A 16377-nucleotide genomic window follows, 5' to 3' on the forward strand; every position below is an offset into this window, starting at 1 on the left:
GCTCTGCGTCAGGCAGAGTTGGTTCGATCAGGGTGCGGCTTCATCGTACAGGGGTGTGCGAAACGCCCCTCAGCTCGCGCCGCCCGCACCGGTCCCGTTCGTGCCCAGCCATCCCGCCAGCTTGCCGCCCCGGCCGACCGCGCGCAGGCGTCGTTCCGCCGCCTCGCGGACGGGATCGGTGGCGACCACGAGGAGTTCGTCGCCGCGCCTCAGGGTCGTGGTGGGCAGCGGTACGAACGACTTGCCCTCGCGGACGACCAGGGTGACCGCGGACCCGGCGGGCAGCCGCAGCTCGTTGATCTCGACGCCGTGCATCCGGGAGCCCTCAGGGATGGCGACGGACAGCAGATGGCCGCGCAGCCGCTCCAGGGGCGCCGACTCGATGCCGAGGTCGGCGGCCTCCTCGCCGTTGCCCAGCCGCAGCTTGCGGGCGAGCCAGGGCAGGGTCGGCCCTTGTACGAGGGTGTAGACGACGACGAGGACGAAGACGATGTTGAAGATGCGGTGGGTGGCGTCGACGCCGTTCACCATGGGGATCGTCGCCAGGATGATGGGCACGGCGCCGCGCAGCCCGGCCCAGGACATCAGGGCCTGCTCCTGCCACGGGACGCGGAACGGCAGCAGGCTGGCGACCACGCCCAGCGGGCGCGCGACCATGGTCAGCGCCAGGCCGATGACGAGGGCGGGCCAGATGTCGTCGACCAGCTCGTGCGGGGTGACCAGCAGGCCGAGCAGGACGAACATGCCGATCTGGGCGATCCAGCCGAGCCCTTCGGCGAAGCCGCGCGTGGCGGGCCAGTGCGGCAGCTTGGCGTTGCCGAGCACCATCGCCGCGAGGTAGACGGCCAGGAAGCCGCTGCCGTGGGCCAGCGCGCCGGCGGCGTACGCCGTGACCGCGATCGCCATGACGGCGATCGGGTAGAGGCCGGAGGCGGGCAGCGCCACGTGCCGAAGAGCCCAGGAGCCGAGCCAGCCCACCGTCAGGCCGATGGCCGCGCCGATGGCCAGCTCCAGGGCGATCTCGCCCACCAGTACGTACCACTGCTCGATCGGACCGGCGGTGGAGAAGGCGACGACCAGGATGACCACGGGGGCGTCGTTGAAGCCGGACTCGGCCTCCAGCGTGCCCGTCACGCGCGCGGGCAGCGGGATCTTCCGCAGCACCGAGAAGACGGCCGCCGCGTCCGTGGAGGACACCACCGCGCCGATGATGAGCGCCTGACTCCACCCCAGGCCGGTGAGGTAGTGGGCGGCGGCCGCTGTGATGCCGACGCTCACGGCGACGCCGACCACCGCCAGGGCGGCGGCGGCCGGAAGGACCGGTTTTATCTCTTTCCACTTCGTGCCGAGGCCGCCCTCGGCGAGGATCACGACCAGGGCCGCGTAGCCGATGACCTGGGTCAGTTCGGCGTTGGTGAAGTGGATGTGGCCGAGGCCGTCCGAGCCCATGACGACACCGATCCCCAGGTACACGAGCAGGCTGGGGAGCCCGCTGCGCGAGGAGATCCGGACCGCTGCGACCGCGACGAGCAGGACGAGTGAGCAGGCGAGCAGGAGCTGGTTGAGGTGATGAACAGTCAGCAGCGGTTCCTTCCGCGAGTGCCCGGAGTACTTCGTTACCTTACCTAACTCTTGACGCTTTCTTGACGCCCTTGATGGCGAAATCGAACGTCCGCCCGGCGCCCGGACCCGACTCCGCGTCAAGCGCGATCGGGCCCTGCGCCTATGGTTGCTCCAGCACTCCAGGACCGCCTGCCGCTCGCGTTAGGACAGCAAGGACAGCGATGCCCCCCAACACCACCGCCTCAACGGGTGACAAGCCCGGCAAGTCCGGCAGGAAGAAGGGGCGAAAAGCCCGACTGGTCGTGCTCGTCCTGGTATTGGCGATCATCGGAGGCATCGCCTACGGGGCCTACTGGTCCGTCAGCACCGTGCGCGCCTCCTTCCCGCAGACCAAGGGCGCCCTCACGCTCAAGGGCCTGTCCGGCCCCGTCGACGTCAAGCGGGACGGCTACGGCATCCCGCAGATCTACGCCTCCTCCGCCGAGGACCTGTTCATGGCGCAGGGCTTCGTCCAGGCGCAGGACCGGTTCTACGAGATGGACGTGCGCCGGCACATGACCTCCGGGCGCCTGTCGGAGATGTTCGGCAAGGGCCAGGTCAAGAACGACGAGTTCCTGCGCACCCTGGGCTGGGACCGGGTCGCCAAACAGGAGTACGACACGAAGCTGTCGGCCTCCACCAAGAAGTACCTGCAGGCGTACACCGCGGGAGTCAACGCCTACCTCGAGGGCCGGGACGCCAGGGACATCTCCCTGGAGTACGCGGCCCTGGGCTTCGCCAACGACTACAAGCCCGGGCAGTGGGCCCCCGTGGACTCGGTCTCCTGGCTGAAGGCGATGGCCTGGGACCTGCGCGGCAACATGCAGGACGAGATCGACCGCGCCCTGATGACCAGCCGCCTCGGCCCCAAGCAGATCAAGGACCTGTACCCGGACTACCCGTACAGCCGGAACAAGCCGATCGTCACGCAGGGCCGGTACAACGAGCTCGCTCAGGCCTTCGAAGCGAGCGGCAGTGCGACCGGCTCGACGGGCACGGGCGCCTCGACGGGTACGTCCGGGACCTCGACCGGTACGCCGGGCACGGCCGGCACAGGTGCCGCCACCGGCACGGCCGGCACCTCGTCCGGAACGTCGGGCGCGACCGACACCTCCGCGCTGCAGAGCCAGCTGATGGGCCTGCACGACGTCCTGGACGGCCTTCCGACGGCCGTCGGCGTCAACGGCAACGGCATCGGCTCCAACTCCTGGGTCGTCTCCGGGCAGTACACCATCACCGGCAAGCCGCTGCTCGCCAACGACCCGCACCTGTCGGCCTCGCTGCCCTCGGTCTGGTACCAGATGGGCCTGCACTGCCGCACCGTCTCCAGCGCGTGCCCGTACGACGTCAGCGGCTACACCTTCGCGGGCCTGCCCGGCGTGATCATCGGCCACAACCAGAACATCGCCTGGGGCATGACCAACTCCGGCGTGGACGTCACCGACCTGTACCTGGAGAAGCTCAGCGGCGACGGTTACGTACGCGACAACAAGACGGTGCCGTTCCAGACCCGCGAGGAGATCATCAAGGTCGCCGGCGGCACGTCCAAGACGATCGTCGTGCGTACGACCAACAACGGGCCCCTGCTGTCCGACCGCTCCGGCGAACTGGTGACGGTCGGCAAGAAGGCCCAGGTCAACGCCGCGGCACCCGACCGCGGCGAGGGCTACGGGATCGCCCTGAAGTGGACGGCGCTGGAGCCGGGCACCACCATGGACGCCGTCTTCGCCATCGACAAGGCGAAGAACTTCGACGACTTCCGCTCGGCCGCCGGGCTGTTCGACGTGCCCTCGCAGAACCTGATCTACGCCGACACCGAGGGCAACATCGGCTACACGCTGCCCGGCCGCATCCCCACGCGCGCGCAGGGCGACGGTTCCGTCCCGGCCCCCGGCTGGGACTCCAAGTACGCCTGGACCGGCTACATCAAGCCGGAGGAACTGCCCTACGAGTACAACCCCAAGCGCGGCTACATCGTCACCGCCAACCAGGCCGTCGTCGACCAGAAGAGCTACCCGTACACCCTGACCACGGACTGGGGCTACGGCACCCGCAGCCGGCGCATCACCGACCTGATCCAGCAGAAGATCGACGGCGGCGGCAAGATCTCCACCGACGACATGCGCCAGATGCAGCTGGACAACAGCAGCGCGATCGCCAACCTGCTGGTGCCCAAGCTGCTGAACATCGACATCGGTGACAAGGACGTCCGCGAGGCGCAGAAGCTGCTGGAGGGCTGGGACCGCACGCAGGACGCCGACTCGGCCGCGGCCGCCTACTTCAACGCGGTCTGGCGCAACATCCTCAAGCTGTCCTTCGGCAACAAGCTGCCCAAGGAACTGCGGGTCGAGGGCCAGTGCCTGTGGGTGGAGCCGGCCGGCAACACCGGCCCGGCCGACGAGAACCGGAAGGTCCGCGAGTGCGGCCGGCGCGACGCCGACCAGGCGCAGCCGGACGGCGGTGACCGCTGGTTCGAGGTGCTCCGCAACCTCATGGACAGCCCGGACAGCGACTGGTGGAAGACCCCGGCGTCGGGCACCCGGCCCGCGGCCGACAACCGCGACGAGCTGTTCGAGCGCGCCATGATCGACGCCCGCTGGGAGCTGACCGCCAAGCTCGGCAAGGACATCGACACCTGGAGCTGGGGCCGGCTGCACCGCCTGTTCCTGAAGAACCAGACCCTGGGCACCGAGGGTCCCGGCGTCCTGCAGTACGTCCTCAACCGCGGCCCGTGGAAGCTCAGCGGCGGCGAGGCCGCGGTCAACGCCGCCGGCTGGAACGCGGCCGGCGGCTACGGAGTGGTGTGGGTGCCGTCGATGCGGATGGTGGTCAACCTCGACGACCTGGACAAGTCCAAGTGGATCAACCTCACCGGCGCCTCCGGGCACGCCTACAGCGCCCACTACACCGACCAGACGGACAAGTGGACCAGGGGCGAGCTGCTGCCGTGGTCCTTCTCGGCGAACGCGGTCGACAAGAACACGAGCGACACGCTGGTGCTCAAGCCGTGAGCCGCTGACGGCCGGCCGACGACGAAGGCCCTCCACGCGCGCGTGGAGGGCCTTCGTCGTACGAGTCGCCGCCGCAGAGGTCGGGAGTCAGACGAAGCGGCGTACCCCCGAAGGGGTCACCACCGCCTGCACGGGCCGGTCGTGGGCCTCCTCGGGGACGCGTTCGACGACTTCCGTGTCGTACAGCAGGACCACGCGCGCGGGATGCGCGTCCGCCGCTTCCAGGCGGGCGAGGACACGGTCGTAGGACCCTCCGCCGCGCCCGAGGCGCATCCCGCGCGCGTCGACGGCGAGACCGGGCAGCAGGACGACATCGGCCTCCGTCACGGCGTGCGGGCCCAGGCGCTCGCCGGCCGGCTCGAACAGCGCCATTTTCCCGCTGTGCCGCACGCGCGCGAGGGAGCCCTCTCCGGTGTAGGCGCCCCAGTCCAGGTCGTTGTCGGGCAGCAGCGCGGGCAGCAGGACGCGTACGCCCCGCGCGCGCAGTGCGTCGAGCAGGGGAAGGGTTCCCGGTTCGGTGCCCACGGAGACGTACGCGGCCACCGTGCGGGCACCCGTCAGCTCGGGAAGCTCCAGGGCGCGCCGCGCGAGCGCGTGTGCCGCCTCCCGTACGTCATCCACCGTCAACGTGTTCCTCACCGCGAGGAATTCTCGTCGCAACGTGCGCTTGTCAGGCTCGGCCCCGCGTCCGGTGTGGCTCACTGGTCCTTCCGTGCCCTTCTTTATGTCGGTATCTGTGCTCATATGGGATTCAATTAACCGGAGTCGCGGATTCCCCGCAAAGGCAATGGATAAGGTTGCGGGCATGACTCAGGAGCACCCCAGGATCAGCAAGGCTGTCATTCCCGCGGCAGGTCTCGGTACCCGGTTCCTGCCGGCGACCAAGGCGACTCCCAAGGAGATGCTGCCGGTCGTGGACAAGCCGGCGATCCAGTACGTGGTCGAGGAGGCCGTCTCCGCGGGCCTCGACGATGTCCTCATGGTGACCGGCCGCAACAAGCGGCCTCTGGAGGACCACTTCGACCGCAACTACGAGCTGGAGTCCGCCCTGGAGAAGAAGGGCGACGGCGACCGGCTCGCCAAGGTGCAGGAGTCCAGCGACCTCGCGATGATCCACTACGTCCGCCAGGGCGACCCCAAGGGTCTCGGGCACGCGGTGCTCTGCGCGGCCCCGCACGTCGGCCACGAACCCTTCGCCGTCCTGCTCGGCGACGACCTGATCGACCCGCGCGACCCGCTGCTGCAGCGGATGATCGAGGTCCAGGAGACCTACGGCGGCAGCGTGGTCGCCCTCATGGAGGTCGAGCCCGAGCAGGTCCACCTCTACGGCTGCGCGGCCGTGGAGACCACCGAGGACGCCGACGTCGTCCAGGTGACCGGCCTGGTCGAGAAGCCGGACGCGGCGGAGGCCCCCTCCAACTACGCGATCATCGGCCGTTACGTCCTCGACCCGCACGTCTTCGACGTCCTGCGCAGGACCGAGCCCGGCCGCGGCGGCGAGATCCAGCTCACCGACGCGCTGCAGCAGCTCGCGCAGGACGAAGAGATCGGCGGCCCGGTGCACGGCGTCGTCTTCAAGGGCCGCCGCTACGACACCGGCGACCGCGGCGACTATCTGCGTGCCATTGTCAGACTCGCGTGCGAACGTGAAGACCTGGGCCCGGACTTCAGGGCCTGGCTTCAGCGGTACGTAGCCGAGGAGATGTAACGACGTTGAGCAGCGCCGAGCCCCGCACCGCCGGCCCGGACCACCTGTGGTCGGTGGACGAGCACCTGGAGGACATCCTCACCACCGTCCGCCCGCTGGAACCCATCGAGCTGCAACTGCTCGACGCCCAGGACTGCGTCCTGGTCGACGACGTCACGGTGCCGGTCTTTCTGCCGCCGTTCGACAACAGCTCCATGGACGGTTACGCGGTACGGGTCACGGACGTCTCGGGCGCGAGCGAGGAGTTCCCGGCCGTCCTTGACGTCGTCGGGGACGTCGAGGCGGGCTCGGCCGGACTGCTCCGGGTGGGGCCGGGACAGGCGGCGCGGATCATGACCGGTGCCCCGCTGCCGCCCGGCGCCGAGACGGTCGTCCCCGTGGAGTGGACCGACGGCGGGCTCGGCGAGGGCCCGGTCGGCGGGATGCGTGCCCGCAGCCTCGCCCCCGAGGGCGCCGGCGGGCAGGTACGCGTGTACCGGGCGGCCGAGGCACGCGCGCACGTGCGCGCCAAGGGCAGCGACGTGAAGGCCGGCGACCGCGCTCTCGAGGCCGGTACGGTCCTCGGTCCGCCGCAGATCGCCCTGCTGGCCGCGATCGGCCGCGGCACGGTCCGGGTGCGCCCACGCCCGCGCGTGGTGGTGCTGTCCACCGGCAGCGAGCTCGTCCAGCCCGGCGAGCGGCTCGGCGACGGCCAGATCTACGACTCCAACAGCTTCGCCCTGACCGCGGCGGCCCGGGACGCCGGCGCCATCGCCTACCGGGTGGGCGCCGTCGCCGACGACGCCGACACCCTGCGCACCACCATCGAGGACCAGCTCGTCCGCGCCGACCTGCTGGTCACCACGGGCGGGGTGAGCGTCGGGGCGTACGACGTCGTCAAGGAGGCGCTGTCGCACGTCGGCGACGAGGACGAGCCGGGCGGCGGCGTGGAGTTCCGCAAGCTGGCCATGCAGCCCGGAAAGCCCCAGGGCTTCGGGTCCGTCGGCCCCGACCACATCCCGCTGCTGGCCCTGCCCGGCAACCCGGTGTCGTCGTACGTCTCCTTCGAGCTGTTCGTCCGGCCCGCCATCCGTACCCTGATGGGCCTTCAGGACGTCCACCGGCCGACGGTCCGCGCGACCCTGGCCGCGGACAAGGCGCTCGGCTCGCCCAAGGGGCGCAGGCAGTTCCTGCGCGGGACGTACGCCGACGGCGAGGTCAGGCCCGTCGGGGGTGCCGGTTCCCATCTGATCGCCGCCCTCGCGCAGGCCGACGCCCTCATCGTCGTCCCCGAGGACGTCGAGTCCGTGGAGCCCGGCGCCGAGGTCGAGGTGGTCCTGCTCGGCTGAGCTCCGGAGGGTGGCGGTACCGTGTCGCGCACAACAGGCCCGCGCGCCGCACCGCGCCGGGCCAGGACCGGGAGCCCCACAAGATCATGACTGTGCCTTCCCCGGGGGAGACCCCCGGACCACCAGCGCCGGACCGGCTGACGCACGTCGACGACGCGGGCGCCGCCCGCATGGTCGACGTCTCCGGCAAGGACGTGACCGCGCGCACCGCCCGCGCCAGCGGCCGCGTCCTCGTCTCGCCGCGCGTGGTCGAGCTGCTGCGCGGTGAGGGCGTCCCCAAGGGCGACGCGCTCGCCACCGCGCGGATCGCCGGGATCATGGGTGCCAAGCGCACCCCCGATCTGATCCCGCTGTGCCACCCGTTGTCGGTGTCGGGTGTGAAACTGGACTTGTCGGTCGCGGACGACGCCGTGGAGATCCAGGCCACCGTGAAGACGACGGACCGCACGGGCGTCGAGATGGAGGCGCTCACCGCGGTGTCCGTCGCCGCGCTCACCGTGATCGACATGGTCAAGGCGGTCGACAAGGGGGCGATCATCACGGACGTACGAGTGGAGGAGAAGACGGGCGGCAAGTCGGGCGACTGGAGCCGGGCATGACACTGGACGCATCGGCGGGGAGCGCGCTGCTCGCACCGTACAGCGCTCTCGTGGTCACCGCCTCCAACCGGGCTGCCGCCGGGGTCTACGAGGACAAGGGCGGTCCGCTGATCGCCGAAGGGCTCAAGCGCTTCGGGTTCGCCGTGGACGGACCGCGGGTCGTGCCCGACGGCGACCCCGTGGAGGCGGCCCTGCGGGCCGGGGTCGAGGCCGGTTACGACGCCATCGTCACCACCGGCGGCACGGGCATCTCGCCCACCGACCGCACCCCCGAGGCCACCCGCCGGGTGATCGACCACGAGGTGCCGGGGATCGCCGAGGCCATCCGGGCGTTCGGCAGGCAGAAGGTGCCGACCGCGGCGCTCTCCCGGGGCCTGGCCGGCGTGGCAGGGCGGACGCTGATCGTCAATCTGCCGGGCTCGACCGGCGGGGTGAAGGACGGACTGACCGTCCTGGAGCCTCTGTTGGCGCACGCCGTCGACCAGCTGCGCGGCGGCGACCACGCCAGGCCCGCCGCCAGTAGTGGGGGTGCGAGCTGAACAGCTCATCCTGGCCCGTCGTGCTGACGGAGGGCGATGTCGTCCTGCGGCCGATAAAGCTGCGCGACCAGAAGGTCTGGCGCGAGGTGAACCGGCGCAACCGGGACTGGCTCCGGCCCTGGGAGGCGACCATTCCGCCGCCCACGCCCGGCGGGCCCCTCACGCACCGGCCGACCTACCGGCAGATGGTGCGCCACCTCAGGTCCGAGGCGCACGCGGGCCGGATGCTGCCGTTCGTCATCGAATACCAGGGGCGGCTGGTCGGGCAGTTGACGGTCGCCGGGATCACCTGGGGCTCGATGTGTTCGGGCCACGTCGGCTACTGGGTGGACGAGTCGGTGGCCGGCCGCGGGGTCATGCCGACGGCGGTGGCACTCGTCGTGGACCACTGTTTCCGCACCGTGGGACTGCACCGCATCGAGGTCTGCATTCGCCCCGAGAACGGGCCGAGCCGGCGGGTGGTGGAGAAACTCGGATTCCGCGAGGAGGGCCTGCGCCCGCGTTATCTCCACATCGACGGGGCCTGGCGCGACCACATGGTGTTCGCGCTCACGGCGGAAGAGGTGCCTGAAGGGCTGCTGAACCGCTGGCGGAGGACCCGGGCACAGCGGGCGTCGAACGGGAATCCCGCGTCACCCAGAAATTGAATATATGTTCGAAATTGAACGCACTGTGATGCCTGCGATGCGTACTGGATCCGGTCGCGATCGTACGGGTGACATTGAATTCACGTCCTTGACGGCCTACTGATCACATCGATCGCAAAAAAAGTTCGAAATATCAGCCGGATCGTGCGACACACCGGCCCAATTGGCGGATGGCCTCACGCAAACCCCTCTACGGTGTGAGACGTGAGCAGCAGCGGCCTCATCTACGCAGTCATCGTCGGGGCCTGGGCCGCCTACTTGGTGCCGATGTGGCTCCGTAGGCAGGACGAGCTGAACGAGGCCCGTCCGACGGAACGCTTCAGCACCGCCATCCGGCTCCTGTCCGGGCGGGCGGGAATGGAGCGCCGGTACGCCAGGGACCTCAAGGCGCGCTCCGCCGAGGAGGAGCCCGGCGCCGGGGAGCCGGACGCCGTCACCGACTCGGTGGACGTCCGGGCCTTCGCCATGCCTCCGACCGGTTCGCGGGAGCGGCAGCGGCCGCCGGCGCATGACGTGCGGGAGAAGGCGAAGGACGAGCGCGCCCCTCGGGACCGGACCACGGCACCGCCGGTGCCCCCCTCCGTCGACGCGCCCGCGCGCAACGGCGTCCCCGCGGCCCGACGCACGCCCGGCGCAGAGGCGGCCGCAGCACGCGCCCGGCGCTCGAAGGTGCTTGCGCGCCGTCGGCGCACCACCGTCATCCTCTTCCTCGCCTTCACCCTCGGCGCGATCGTCGCCGCGGTCGGCGGACTCGCCTTCCTGTGGGCGCCCGCCGCACCCGCCGTGCTGCTCAGCGCGTACATCGTGTATCTGCGCGCCCAGGAGCGGCGCCGCTTCACCTATCAGATGGACCGCCGCCGCGCCGAGGCCGCCGCGCAGCGGCTGCACGAGAGCCGGCGCCGGCCCCGTCGGCGCGCGCCCCTGGCCCCCTCCGCCGGCGAGCCGGACGCGGGGCCCGAGCCCGAGACGGACCCCGGACTCTCCGCCCTCGCCGCCGACCGACGCGCCCTGGTCGAGCAGACCGACCACGCCGAGTGGCTCGACCAGCAGCGCGAGCGTCAGCGCCGCCCCGGCCAGGGCGACAGCTGGGACCCGGTCCCCGTACCGCTGCCCACGTACGTCACCGCCCCGGTCGCCCCGCGCGCCACCTCCGACGTCGACCTCGGCGCTCCGGACACCTGGAGCTCGGCGCGCTCGTCCACGGCGGTACCGGAGGAGGACGCCGCCCCCACCGCGGACGAGCTCTCCTCGCCCACCGCCGACGACCGCACCGACGCCCGCCGCGCGGCCTCGGCCCGCCGCTCCCGCGAACGCGGCCGCACCCCGCTCTTCGACCAGAACGAGGACGGCGACCGCCCGCGCGCGGCCAACGAGTGACCCCGGGGCCGAACACCGCCTCAGGAGGCCCACCCCTGACCAGCCCGGCAACGGATTTCCAACCACCCGGACGAGGATGCTAAAGTTTCACTCGTTGCAAGGGCCTGTGGCGCAGTCCGGTAGCGCACCTCGTTCGCATCGAGGGGGCCAGGGGTTCAAATCCCCTCAGGTCCACGCAGCTCGAAGCCCCGGTCGGTGATCACCGACCGGGGCTTCGACGTGTTGACGGTCGGCTGTCGGTGTACTGGCGACTCGTTGTAGCCTCAAGCCATGGCATGCCTCGGCATCCCGCACCTCTTTCTCTGAACGCAGCGGTCACGGCAGCGGCGTTGGCCATCCGGCCCGGACCGGAGAGCTCTGACGACGCCGCTGCCTCGTCGTGCCCTCTGACGAGACCCTCACGGTCGGTCGGGCACGCCAACGGCTTCGCACCCATGCTCCGCCGATCACGCAGCCGACCGCTGCCGAGGAACAAGCATGCCCACTTCACCCAACGCGCGTCGCGAGGCGCGGCACAGGCTCTTCGACGTCCTGACCTGCCCGGTGTGCCACGACCGCCTTGAACCCGCCGACCAGGCTCTGCGGTGCCCCCATCGGCACACCTTCGACTTCGCCCGGCACGGCTATGCCGGCCTGCTGACCGGCAAGCAGCGCCCCACCAGTGGGGACACCGCCTCCATGGTCCAGGCTCGTACCGCCTTCCTGCGGACCAAGCACTTCGCGCCGCTCACGCACACCCTCGCCGGCCTCGCCGCGGAGCTGTGCCCGCCCGGCGGCACCGTGCTGGACGCCGGGGTCGGAACCGGTTACTACCTCGCCGCCGTCCTGGACGCCCTCCCCGACGCCGCCGGCCTCGGACTGGACACTTCCCCGCACGCTCTCCGCCGGGCAGCCCGGGTTCACCCCCGCGCAACGGCTGCCGGCTGGGACGTCCGGCGGCCGTTGCCGGTACGCAGCCGCTCCGTCGACCTCGTGCTCAACGTCTTCGCGCCGCGCAACAGCCCCGAGTTCCACCGGGTCCTCCGGCCGGGCGGCGCCCTGCTCGTCGTCACCCCCGAGTCGCGGCACCTCGGCGAACTCCAGCGGCACCTCGGCCTGCTGTCGGTCGACCCCGCCAAGGAGGAGCGCCTGCGCCGCACGCTTTCCGCGCGCTTCCAGCGCGCTCACACCGAAGCGGTGGAGTACGTCATGCCCCTGAGCGACCAGGACATCGAGGCCCTGTCCTCCATGGGCCGCACCGTTTACCACGTCAATGCTGACGTACTCCGCCGGAGGACCGCCTTGCTGAGCACCACCTTGAGGCGAAGGACCTCGACAGCTCCCTTCTTGCCGGCTCGAGGCGCTTTTCGCTGAGCGGGTCGCCTGCCGGGCAGTCCGCTTCATGAAAGCGCGAGGCTAGGAACCCGGATGCCGCCGTGCTGTTCGCTTGGCGACTCGCCGTGCCGGCCCGGGCTGACCACCCGCTGGGTCTGGTGGCATGGCCGGTGTCACCCCCAGGACCTCGGACGCCAAGTGCAGCCAGGCCTGCGCGTCGGCGCCGTTGAGGTCGTCCGTCCACATGAGGGAACCGTTCGGTCCGCCGCCCTGGGTGTGCGGAAGGATGCCGTTCTCTGCGTACCAGGCCTTTTTGAGTTCCCATTTCCGGGCGTAGTCGGGCAGGTCGAGCATGCCTGCATGCTCCCAGTAGACCGTGTGGCCGTTGCCGTCCGAGATCGTGAAGTCGGGCAGGACGACGCGTCCGTCGGCACCGGTGAACGGTTCCTCGTATCGCCATTTACCAGGGACGAGCCGGTCGAGGAGGCCGGCGATGATGACCTCGTTCTTCGACGCCATCGCGATGCCGTTCGCCGACACGTGCATGAGCTTGCGGTCGAAGCGGTGGGCTGTGCCCCGGATCCGGAGCGCTACCGGGTGCGGCGCCTCGAACAGGTCGGTCAGTCGGCGGGACGTCTCCGAGCGCCAGGGCTGCGCAAGGTCGCGCAGATCGGAGAGGGTGCCCTCGTGGAGAATGACGACCTTGTCCTTCTGCCGGGTGAGGGCGGTGTACATGAGCTCTCGGGAGACATTCGCCCGGGCGGGGAGGACGAGGAAGGTCGTGCCGAACTCCGATCCCTGCGACTTGTGGACCGTGACCGCCCAGGCGAGCTTCAGCAGCGCGTCATCGGACTCTGTCGGCCAGTACGAGTACTGAAACCCGGGTTGGGAGGAGAACTCGACGTTGAGGCGCAGTCTGTTCTTCGGTGTCTTCGTCGCCGGCGAGACGAATCCGATCGCGACACCGATCTCTCCATTCGCGACGTAGTTCATCGCGTCCTGCCGCGGCCATGCCTGCAGACGCTTGTTGGTGGTCTGCATGACCTTGTCGCCGCGAACGATCAGCTCGGGGCCGATCGGCTTCGGGATGTTGCCGCGCCGGGTGTCCCGCTGTGCCCACGAGGTGTCGCTCGACCGGTACGTCCGCTTGATGTGGCGGTTGAGTTCGACCGTGCCGAACGCCCGTGAGCGGGTCGGTGAGAGGATCTGCCAGTCCTCGGCGTGCTGCCCCGCGCCGGCCTGCCAGTTGAGGTACGCGCCGTTGAGGACGCCGCCGTAGGTGAGAGCGAAGGCGCGTGCTGGATCCGGGTCGCGATCGAGAGGCAAGTTGTGCCTGAGCTCGTCGGTCAGTGCTTGGACGGCGGACCTGTTGCCCCAGGGCACGTATTTCACGGTGGGCAGGTCAGGGTTGGCGGCCAGCTCCGCCCAGATGGCTTCGTCGCCCGCACCCCGTGTGTTGTCGCCGAAGAAGGCTGCCAGTTCGAGGTCGTGCCGGATGCCGTGGCTTCCGTCGGCGAGTTGACGCCGGGGCACCTGCAGTTCGACGTAGCCCGGCGCCACCCGCACCCAGTCGTTGAACCTGTCGGGTCGCAGCTTGTTGACGAGATCGACGAAAGGGCGGCCTGCGCCGATCGGCGGGAGTTGCCGTGGGTCGCCGACCAGGATGAGTCTTTCGACCTCTGCGAAGGAGTCGAGGGCGGCCGCGAGCATCTCCTCGGTGAGCATCGACGCTTCGTCGATGACGACCAAGGCGTAGCTGTGCCGTGGTTGCCGATCTCCCCACACGAGGTACCGGCCGGTCTCCGCGTCGTACCTGCGAGTGGCGCTCAGGTACGACGCCAGGGTCCTGGCGGGCAGCTTCACCTTGGTTTCCAGCTGCACTTTCGCCTTGCCGGTGGGAGCGAGGAGGAGGACGTTGCCCGCGGCGACCCCCGGGTACTCGACCAGGGCGCGCAGCAGCGTGGTCTTGCCGGTTCCGGCCGGCCCGATGAGCACGGAGAGCGGCGCGTCATGAAGGGCGGAGAGGCCGGCGGCCTTCTCGGTGCGAGCTCGTTCCTCCAACGAGTCGGACTCTCCCGGGACCTTTTCTCCCGTGACCTTCTGGTTCCGGTCGAGCGCGCTGTCCAGCACCCGGCGGGCGTCCGTGATCGGCCCGAGGCTTCCCCGGTTCTCCTGGGCCCCGACCCAGTCCCGGATGACCGAGGAGACCTCCTCGAACCGTGTGAGCTTGTACGCGGGAGTGCCGTCGGCGAGCGACACGTTCGTCAGCGGCGACCAGTCACTCCACTCGTCGACGCCGTCGTGGTCCAGGCCGAGGCCGGTCAGGATGGTCTTGGTCAGTGCGGGCGGCTGAGCGAGTGGGACATCATTGGCCAGCGCGATGGTCTCGCCTTCCGGTACGACCGTGTCGCCTTGCCGGCCCTGCCGTTCAAGGACATCGGTCAGCAGCGCTTCGATCCGACGCCGGTCGAGGTGACCCTCCAGCTCGACCTCGTCGGGAACGGGTGGCTCCCAGGTGACGTGGGTCGGCGGGAAGAGAGCGCGGTCGACGGTCGTGAACGGCACGTGCTCCGGGACGCCGTAGGTACACGTCGCAGCGAAATACGGGTTGACCAGCAGTTCCTCCGCGGTCATCTCGACCTCGGTCTCACCTTCCAGCAGCATCCGGACCTGGGCCGGTGAGATGTCGAAGCCGGAGAGCAGGCGCAGCACCGCCTGCCGCTCGGGCGTCATCTTCTTCCAGATCCTGGCCTGTGGTGCGCCGATGTGCGGCCTCAGCGCACTCGGCGCACCGGACGGATCGGCGAAGACCGTCTCGAGGAAATCCCACGGGTGGGTGTCGGCACCCTCCTGCGCGACCACCGCTCTCGCCGCCACGTACGGCTGCTGGACGCCGATCTCTCGGAGGACTCCCGGCAGGCCGGGGACGGGACCACGCATCTGCCAGAGCCGCTCGATCTGATCCTGTAGCCACTGCCGCCCGGTGTCGGGCAGCTCCACACCCAGTTCCCGCATGCCGTCGACGGCCGACTGGAGGGAGCTCAACGCCTCGATGGCGGCGTCGTCGGACAGGTGCTCGGTGACGTACGAGAACTCGACCTCGCGGCCCTCGGGAGCCCACGCGAGCGCCTTGTCGACATCGATACCCCCGTCCATCAGGGGAATGAGCTGCTGGTAGGGCAGCAGGATCCCGTCGGTCATGTCGGTGCGGAGCGAGTGCTCGACGATCGTCTCCCACATGGAGGACCCGAAGGGGGCGTCGTCCGACTGGTTCCACATCGGCGGAGGGGTGACGCGCGTGACCCGCGCAGCGCCTACCAGCAGCCGGTCCGTGCGCTGCTCCTGAAAGGGTGAGTGCTTCAGATAAGCGAAGACCAAGGAGTCACCCGGGGCGACGGGCTCGAAGAAGGCATCGAGGACGGCACGCTGGTTGTCGCCGTCCATCACCCACGGAGGCTCGTAGCTCAGCGCGGCATCAGCGGCATCCTCCGCGGTCTGGTCGAACAGGGGGACCCGCTCGTGGCCGATCTCCTGCGCGAAGAACTCACGGTTCATCCAGCGGAACGGAACTGCCTCGAACGCGTATCCGGGAAGAGTGACCTGCGTGTCGTGGAGCTTTCCTCGTAACGCACGGTTGTGCCGATACGCATGCCGCTTGACGACCGTGTAGCCGAGCGGGGACATGAACGTCGCGCGCTCGCTGAGACAGGGGAGCCGGTTGTGATCGAGGCTGTCGATTCCGGCACCGGCGTGCGTGACCTCGAACGAGTCGTCCCGGCCCTTGCCGATCGCGGCGAGCAGCGTGCATGACGAGTTGCCCAACGGGTCGTCGCAGACGAACTGGTCCCAGGGACGGTCCCGCCACGGAACTCGCATCGAGAGATGCTGAATTGCGGCCATGCGGGAGATCTACCACCTGCTGGGGACGCAGTTCCGGGCTTCCGGCTCCCTGATGCAGTTCGGTTCCAAAGTCCTCACCGAGCTCGTACACCGTCGCGCCCGCCCGGTAGCCCTCGATGCGGCGCTGTATCTGCTCCTCGTCGAGTCGCCGTTGCCCTGCCGTGTGTTTCTGGGCCACATATAAAACACGTGTTCGAATTCAGGATGTGTCCATCTTTTGAGCGACCCAGCCACTGAGGGGCAGCTTTACGGAGCCGGCAGCCATGCGTGCCGCTGCCCCCTCCCGTCCGCCCGGGTGATCGTTCCTGCGGCCGGGCGCGGGGAACGGACCGATTAGGATTGCCGTCCCAGG

General features: G+C 69.9%; 12 protein-coding genes and 1 tRNA gene. 10 read left to right on the top strand and 3 right to left on the bottom strand.

Translation table 11 applies throughout. The features are described 5' to 3' along the window. Positions 1 to 69 precede the first annotated feature (69 nt). Positions 70 to 1581: a potassium/proton antiporter gene (locus ACX25U_RS21105; protein ID WP_454394407.1), complete on the bottom strand. Its 1512-nt coding sequence runs from the start codon at positions 1579 to 1581 to the stop codon at positions 70 to 72. 203 nt (positions 1582 to 1784) lie between these two features. On the opposite strand from ACX25U_RS21105, the gene ACX25U_RS21110 reads away from it, so the two are divergent. After that, positions 1785 to 4613: a penicillin acylase family protein gene (locus ACX25U_RS21110; RefSeq protein ID WP_454382286.1), complete on the top strand. Its 2829-nt coding sequence runs from the start codon at positions 1785 to 1787 to the stop codon at positions 4611 to 4613. An 87-nt stretch (positions 4614 to 4700) separates the two neighbouring features. On the opposite strand, the gene ACX25U_RS21115 is transcribed toward ACX25U_RS21110, so the two are convergent. Continuing rightward, positions 4701 to 5315 carry a 5-formyltetrahydrofolate cyclo-ligase gene (locus ACX25U_RS21115; protein ID WP_454382287.1) on the bottom strand — a complete coding sequence of 205 codons (615 nt, stop codon included), beginning with the start codon at positions 5313 to 5315 and terminating at the stop codon, positions 4701 to 4703. A 103-nt stretch (positions 5316 to 5418) separates the two neighbouring features. On the opposite strand from ACX25U_RS21115, the gene galU reads away from it, so the two are divergent. The 8 genes from galU (at position 5419) to ACX25U_RS21155 (ending at position 12164) form a co-directional block, all read left to right on the top strand. Continuing rightward, on the top strand, positions 5419 to 6321 hold the full coding sequence (gene galU / locus ACX25U_RS21120) for a UTP--glucose-1-phosphate uridylyltransferase GalU (RefSeq protein ID WP_454382288.1): 903 nt from the start codon (positions 5419 to 5421) through the stop codon (positions 6319 to 6321). Between the two features lie 5 nt (positions 6322 to 6326). Further along, complete coding sequence (gene glp / locus ACX25U_RS21125; protein ID WP_454382289.1) at positions 6327 to 7649, top strand: molybdotransferase-like divisome protein Glp; 1323 nt, start codon at positions 6327 to 6329, stop codon at positions 7647 to 7649. Between the two features lie 86 nt (positions 7650 to 7735). Beyond that, positions 7736 to 8248, top strand: coding sequence for a cyclic pyranopterin monophosphate synthase MoaC (gene moaC / locus ACX25U_RS21130; protein ID WP_454382290.1), 513 nt, complete (start codon positions 7736 to 7738; stop codon positions 8246 to 8248). Beyond that, positions 8245 to 8787, top strand: coding sequence for a MogA/MoaB family molybdenum cofactor biosynthesis protein (locus ACX25U_RS21135; RefSeq protein ID WP_454382291.1), 543 nt, complete (start codon positions 8245 to 8247; stop codon positions 8785 to 8787). Before moaC ends, ACX25U_RS21135 begins: the two co-directional genes overlap by 4 nt. A 20-nt stretch (positions 8788 to 8807) precedes the next feature. Further along, positions 8808 to 9434 (top strand): GNAT family N-acetyltransferase, encoded by a 627-nt coding sequence (locus ACX25U_RS21140; protein ID WP_454382292.1) that lies wholly within the window; start codon positions 8808 to 8810, stop codon positions 9432 to 9434. A 204-nt stretch (positions 9435 to 9638) separates the two neighbouring features. Next, positions 9639 to 10811, top strand: coding sequence for a divisome protein SepX/GlpR (gene sepX / locus ACX25U_RS21145; protein ID WP_454382293.1), 1173 nt, complete (start codon positions 9639 to 9641; stop codon positions 10809 to 10811). Between the two features lie 100 nt (positions 10812 to 10911). Beyond that, positions 10912 to 10985: transfer RNA gene (locus ACX25U_RS21150), tRNA-Ala, on the top strand. Positions 10986 to 11288: 303 nt separating this feature from the next. Then, positions 11289 to 12164: a putative RNA methyltransferase gene (locus ACX25U_RS21155; protein WP_454382294.1), complete on the top strand. Its 876-nt coding sequence runs from the start codon at positions 11289 to 11291 to the stop codon at positions 12162 to 12164. 42 nt (positions 12165 to 12206) lie between these two features. Here ACX25U_RS21155 and ACX25U_RS21160 read toward each other — a convergent pair whose 3' ends face one another. Further along, the gene (locus tag ACX25U_RS21160; RefSeq protein ID WP_454382295.1) at positions 12207 to 16001 is read right to left on the bottom strand and encodes an AAA family ATPase; all 3795 of its coding nucleotides are present in this window, start codon (positions 15999 to 16001) and stop codon (positions 12207 to 12209) included. Between the two features lie 22 nt (positions 16002 to 16023). Between ACX25U_RS21160 and ACX25U_RS21165 the strand changes: the two genes are divergently transcribed. Then, complete coding sequence (locus ACX25U_RS21165) at positions 16024 to 16209, top strand: hypothetical protein (protein WP_454382296.1); 186 nt, start codon at positions 16024 to 16026, stop codon at positions 16207 to 16209. Positions 16210 to 16377: the final 168 nt, after the last annotated feature.

It is taken from the genome of Streptomyces sp. JNUCC 63, assembly GCF_054366325.1.

Coding starts and splice junctions, on each gene's coding strand:
- ACX25U_RS21160 (WP_454382295.1), bottom strand. CDS start 16,001: ATGCGAGTTCCGTGGCGGGACCGTCCCTGGGACCAGTTCGTCTGCGAC.
- ACX25U_RS21165 (WP_454382296.1), top strand. CDS start 16,024: ATGCGGGAGATCTACCACCTGCTGGGGACGCAGTTCCGGGCTTCCGGC.
- ACX25U_RS21155 (WP_454382294.1), top strand. CDS start 11,289: ATGCCCACTTCACCCAACGCGCGTCGCGAGGCGCGGCACAGGCTCTTC.
- ACX25U_RS21135 (WP_454382291.1), top strand. CDS start 8,245: ATGACACTGGACGCATCGGCGGGGAGCGCGCTGCTCGCACCGTACAGC.
- galU (WP_454382288.1), top strand. CDS start 5,419: ATGACTCAGGAGCACCCCAGGATCAGCAAGGCTGTCATTCCCGCGGCA.
- moaC (WP_454382290.1), top strand. CDS start 7,736: ATGACTGTGCCTTCCCCGGGGGAGACCCCCGGACCACCAGCGCCGGAC.
- ACX25U_RS21110 (WP_454382286.1), top strand. CDS start 1,785: ATGCCCCCCAACACCACCGCCTCAACGGGTGACAAGCCCGGCAAGTCC.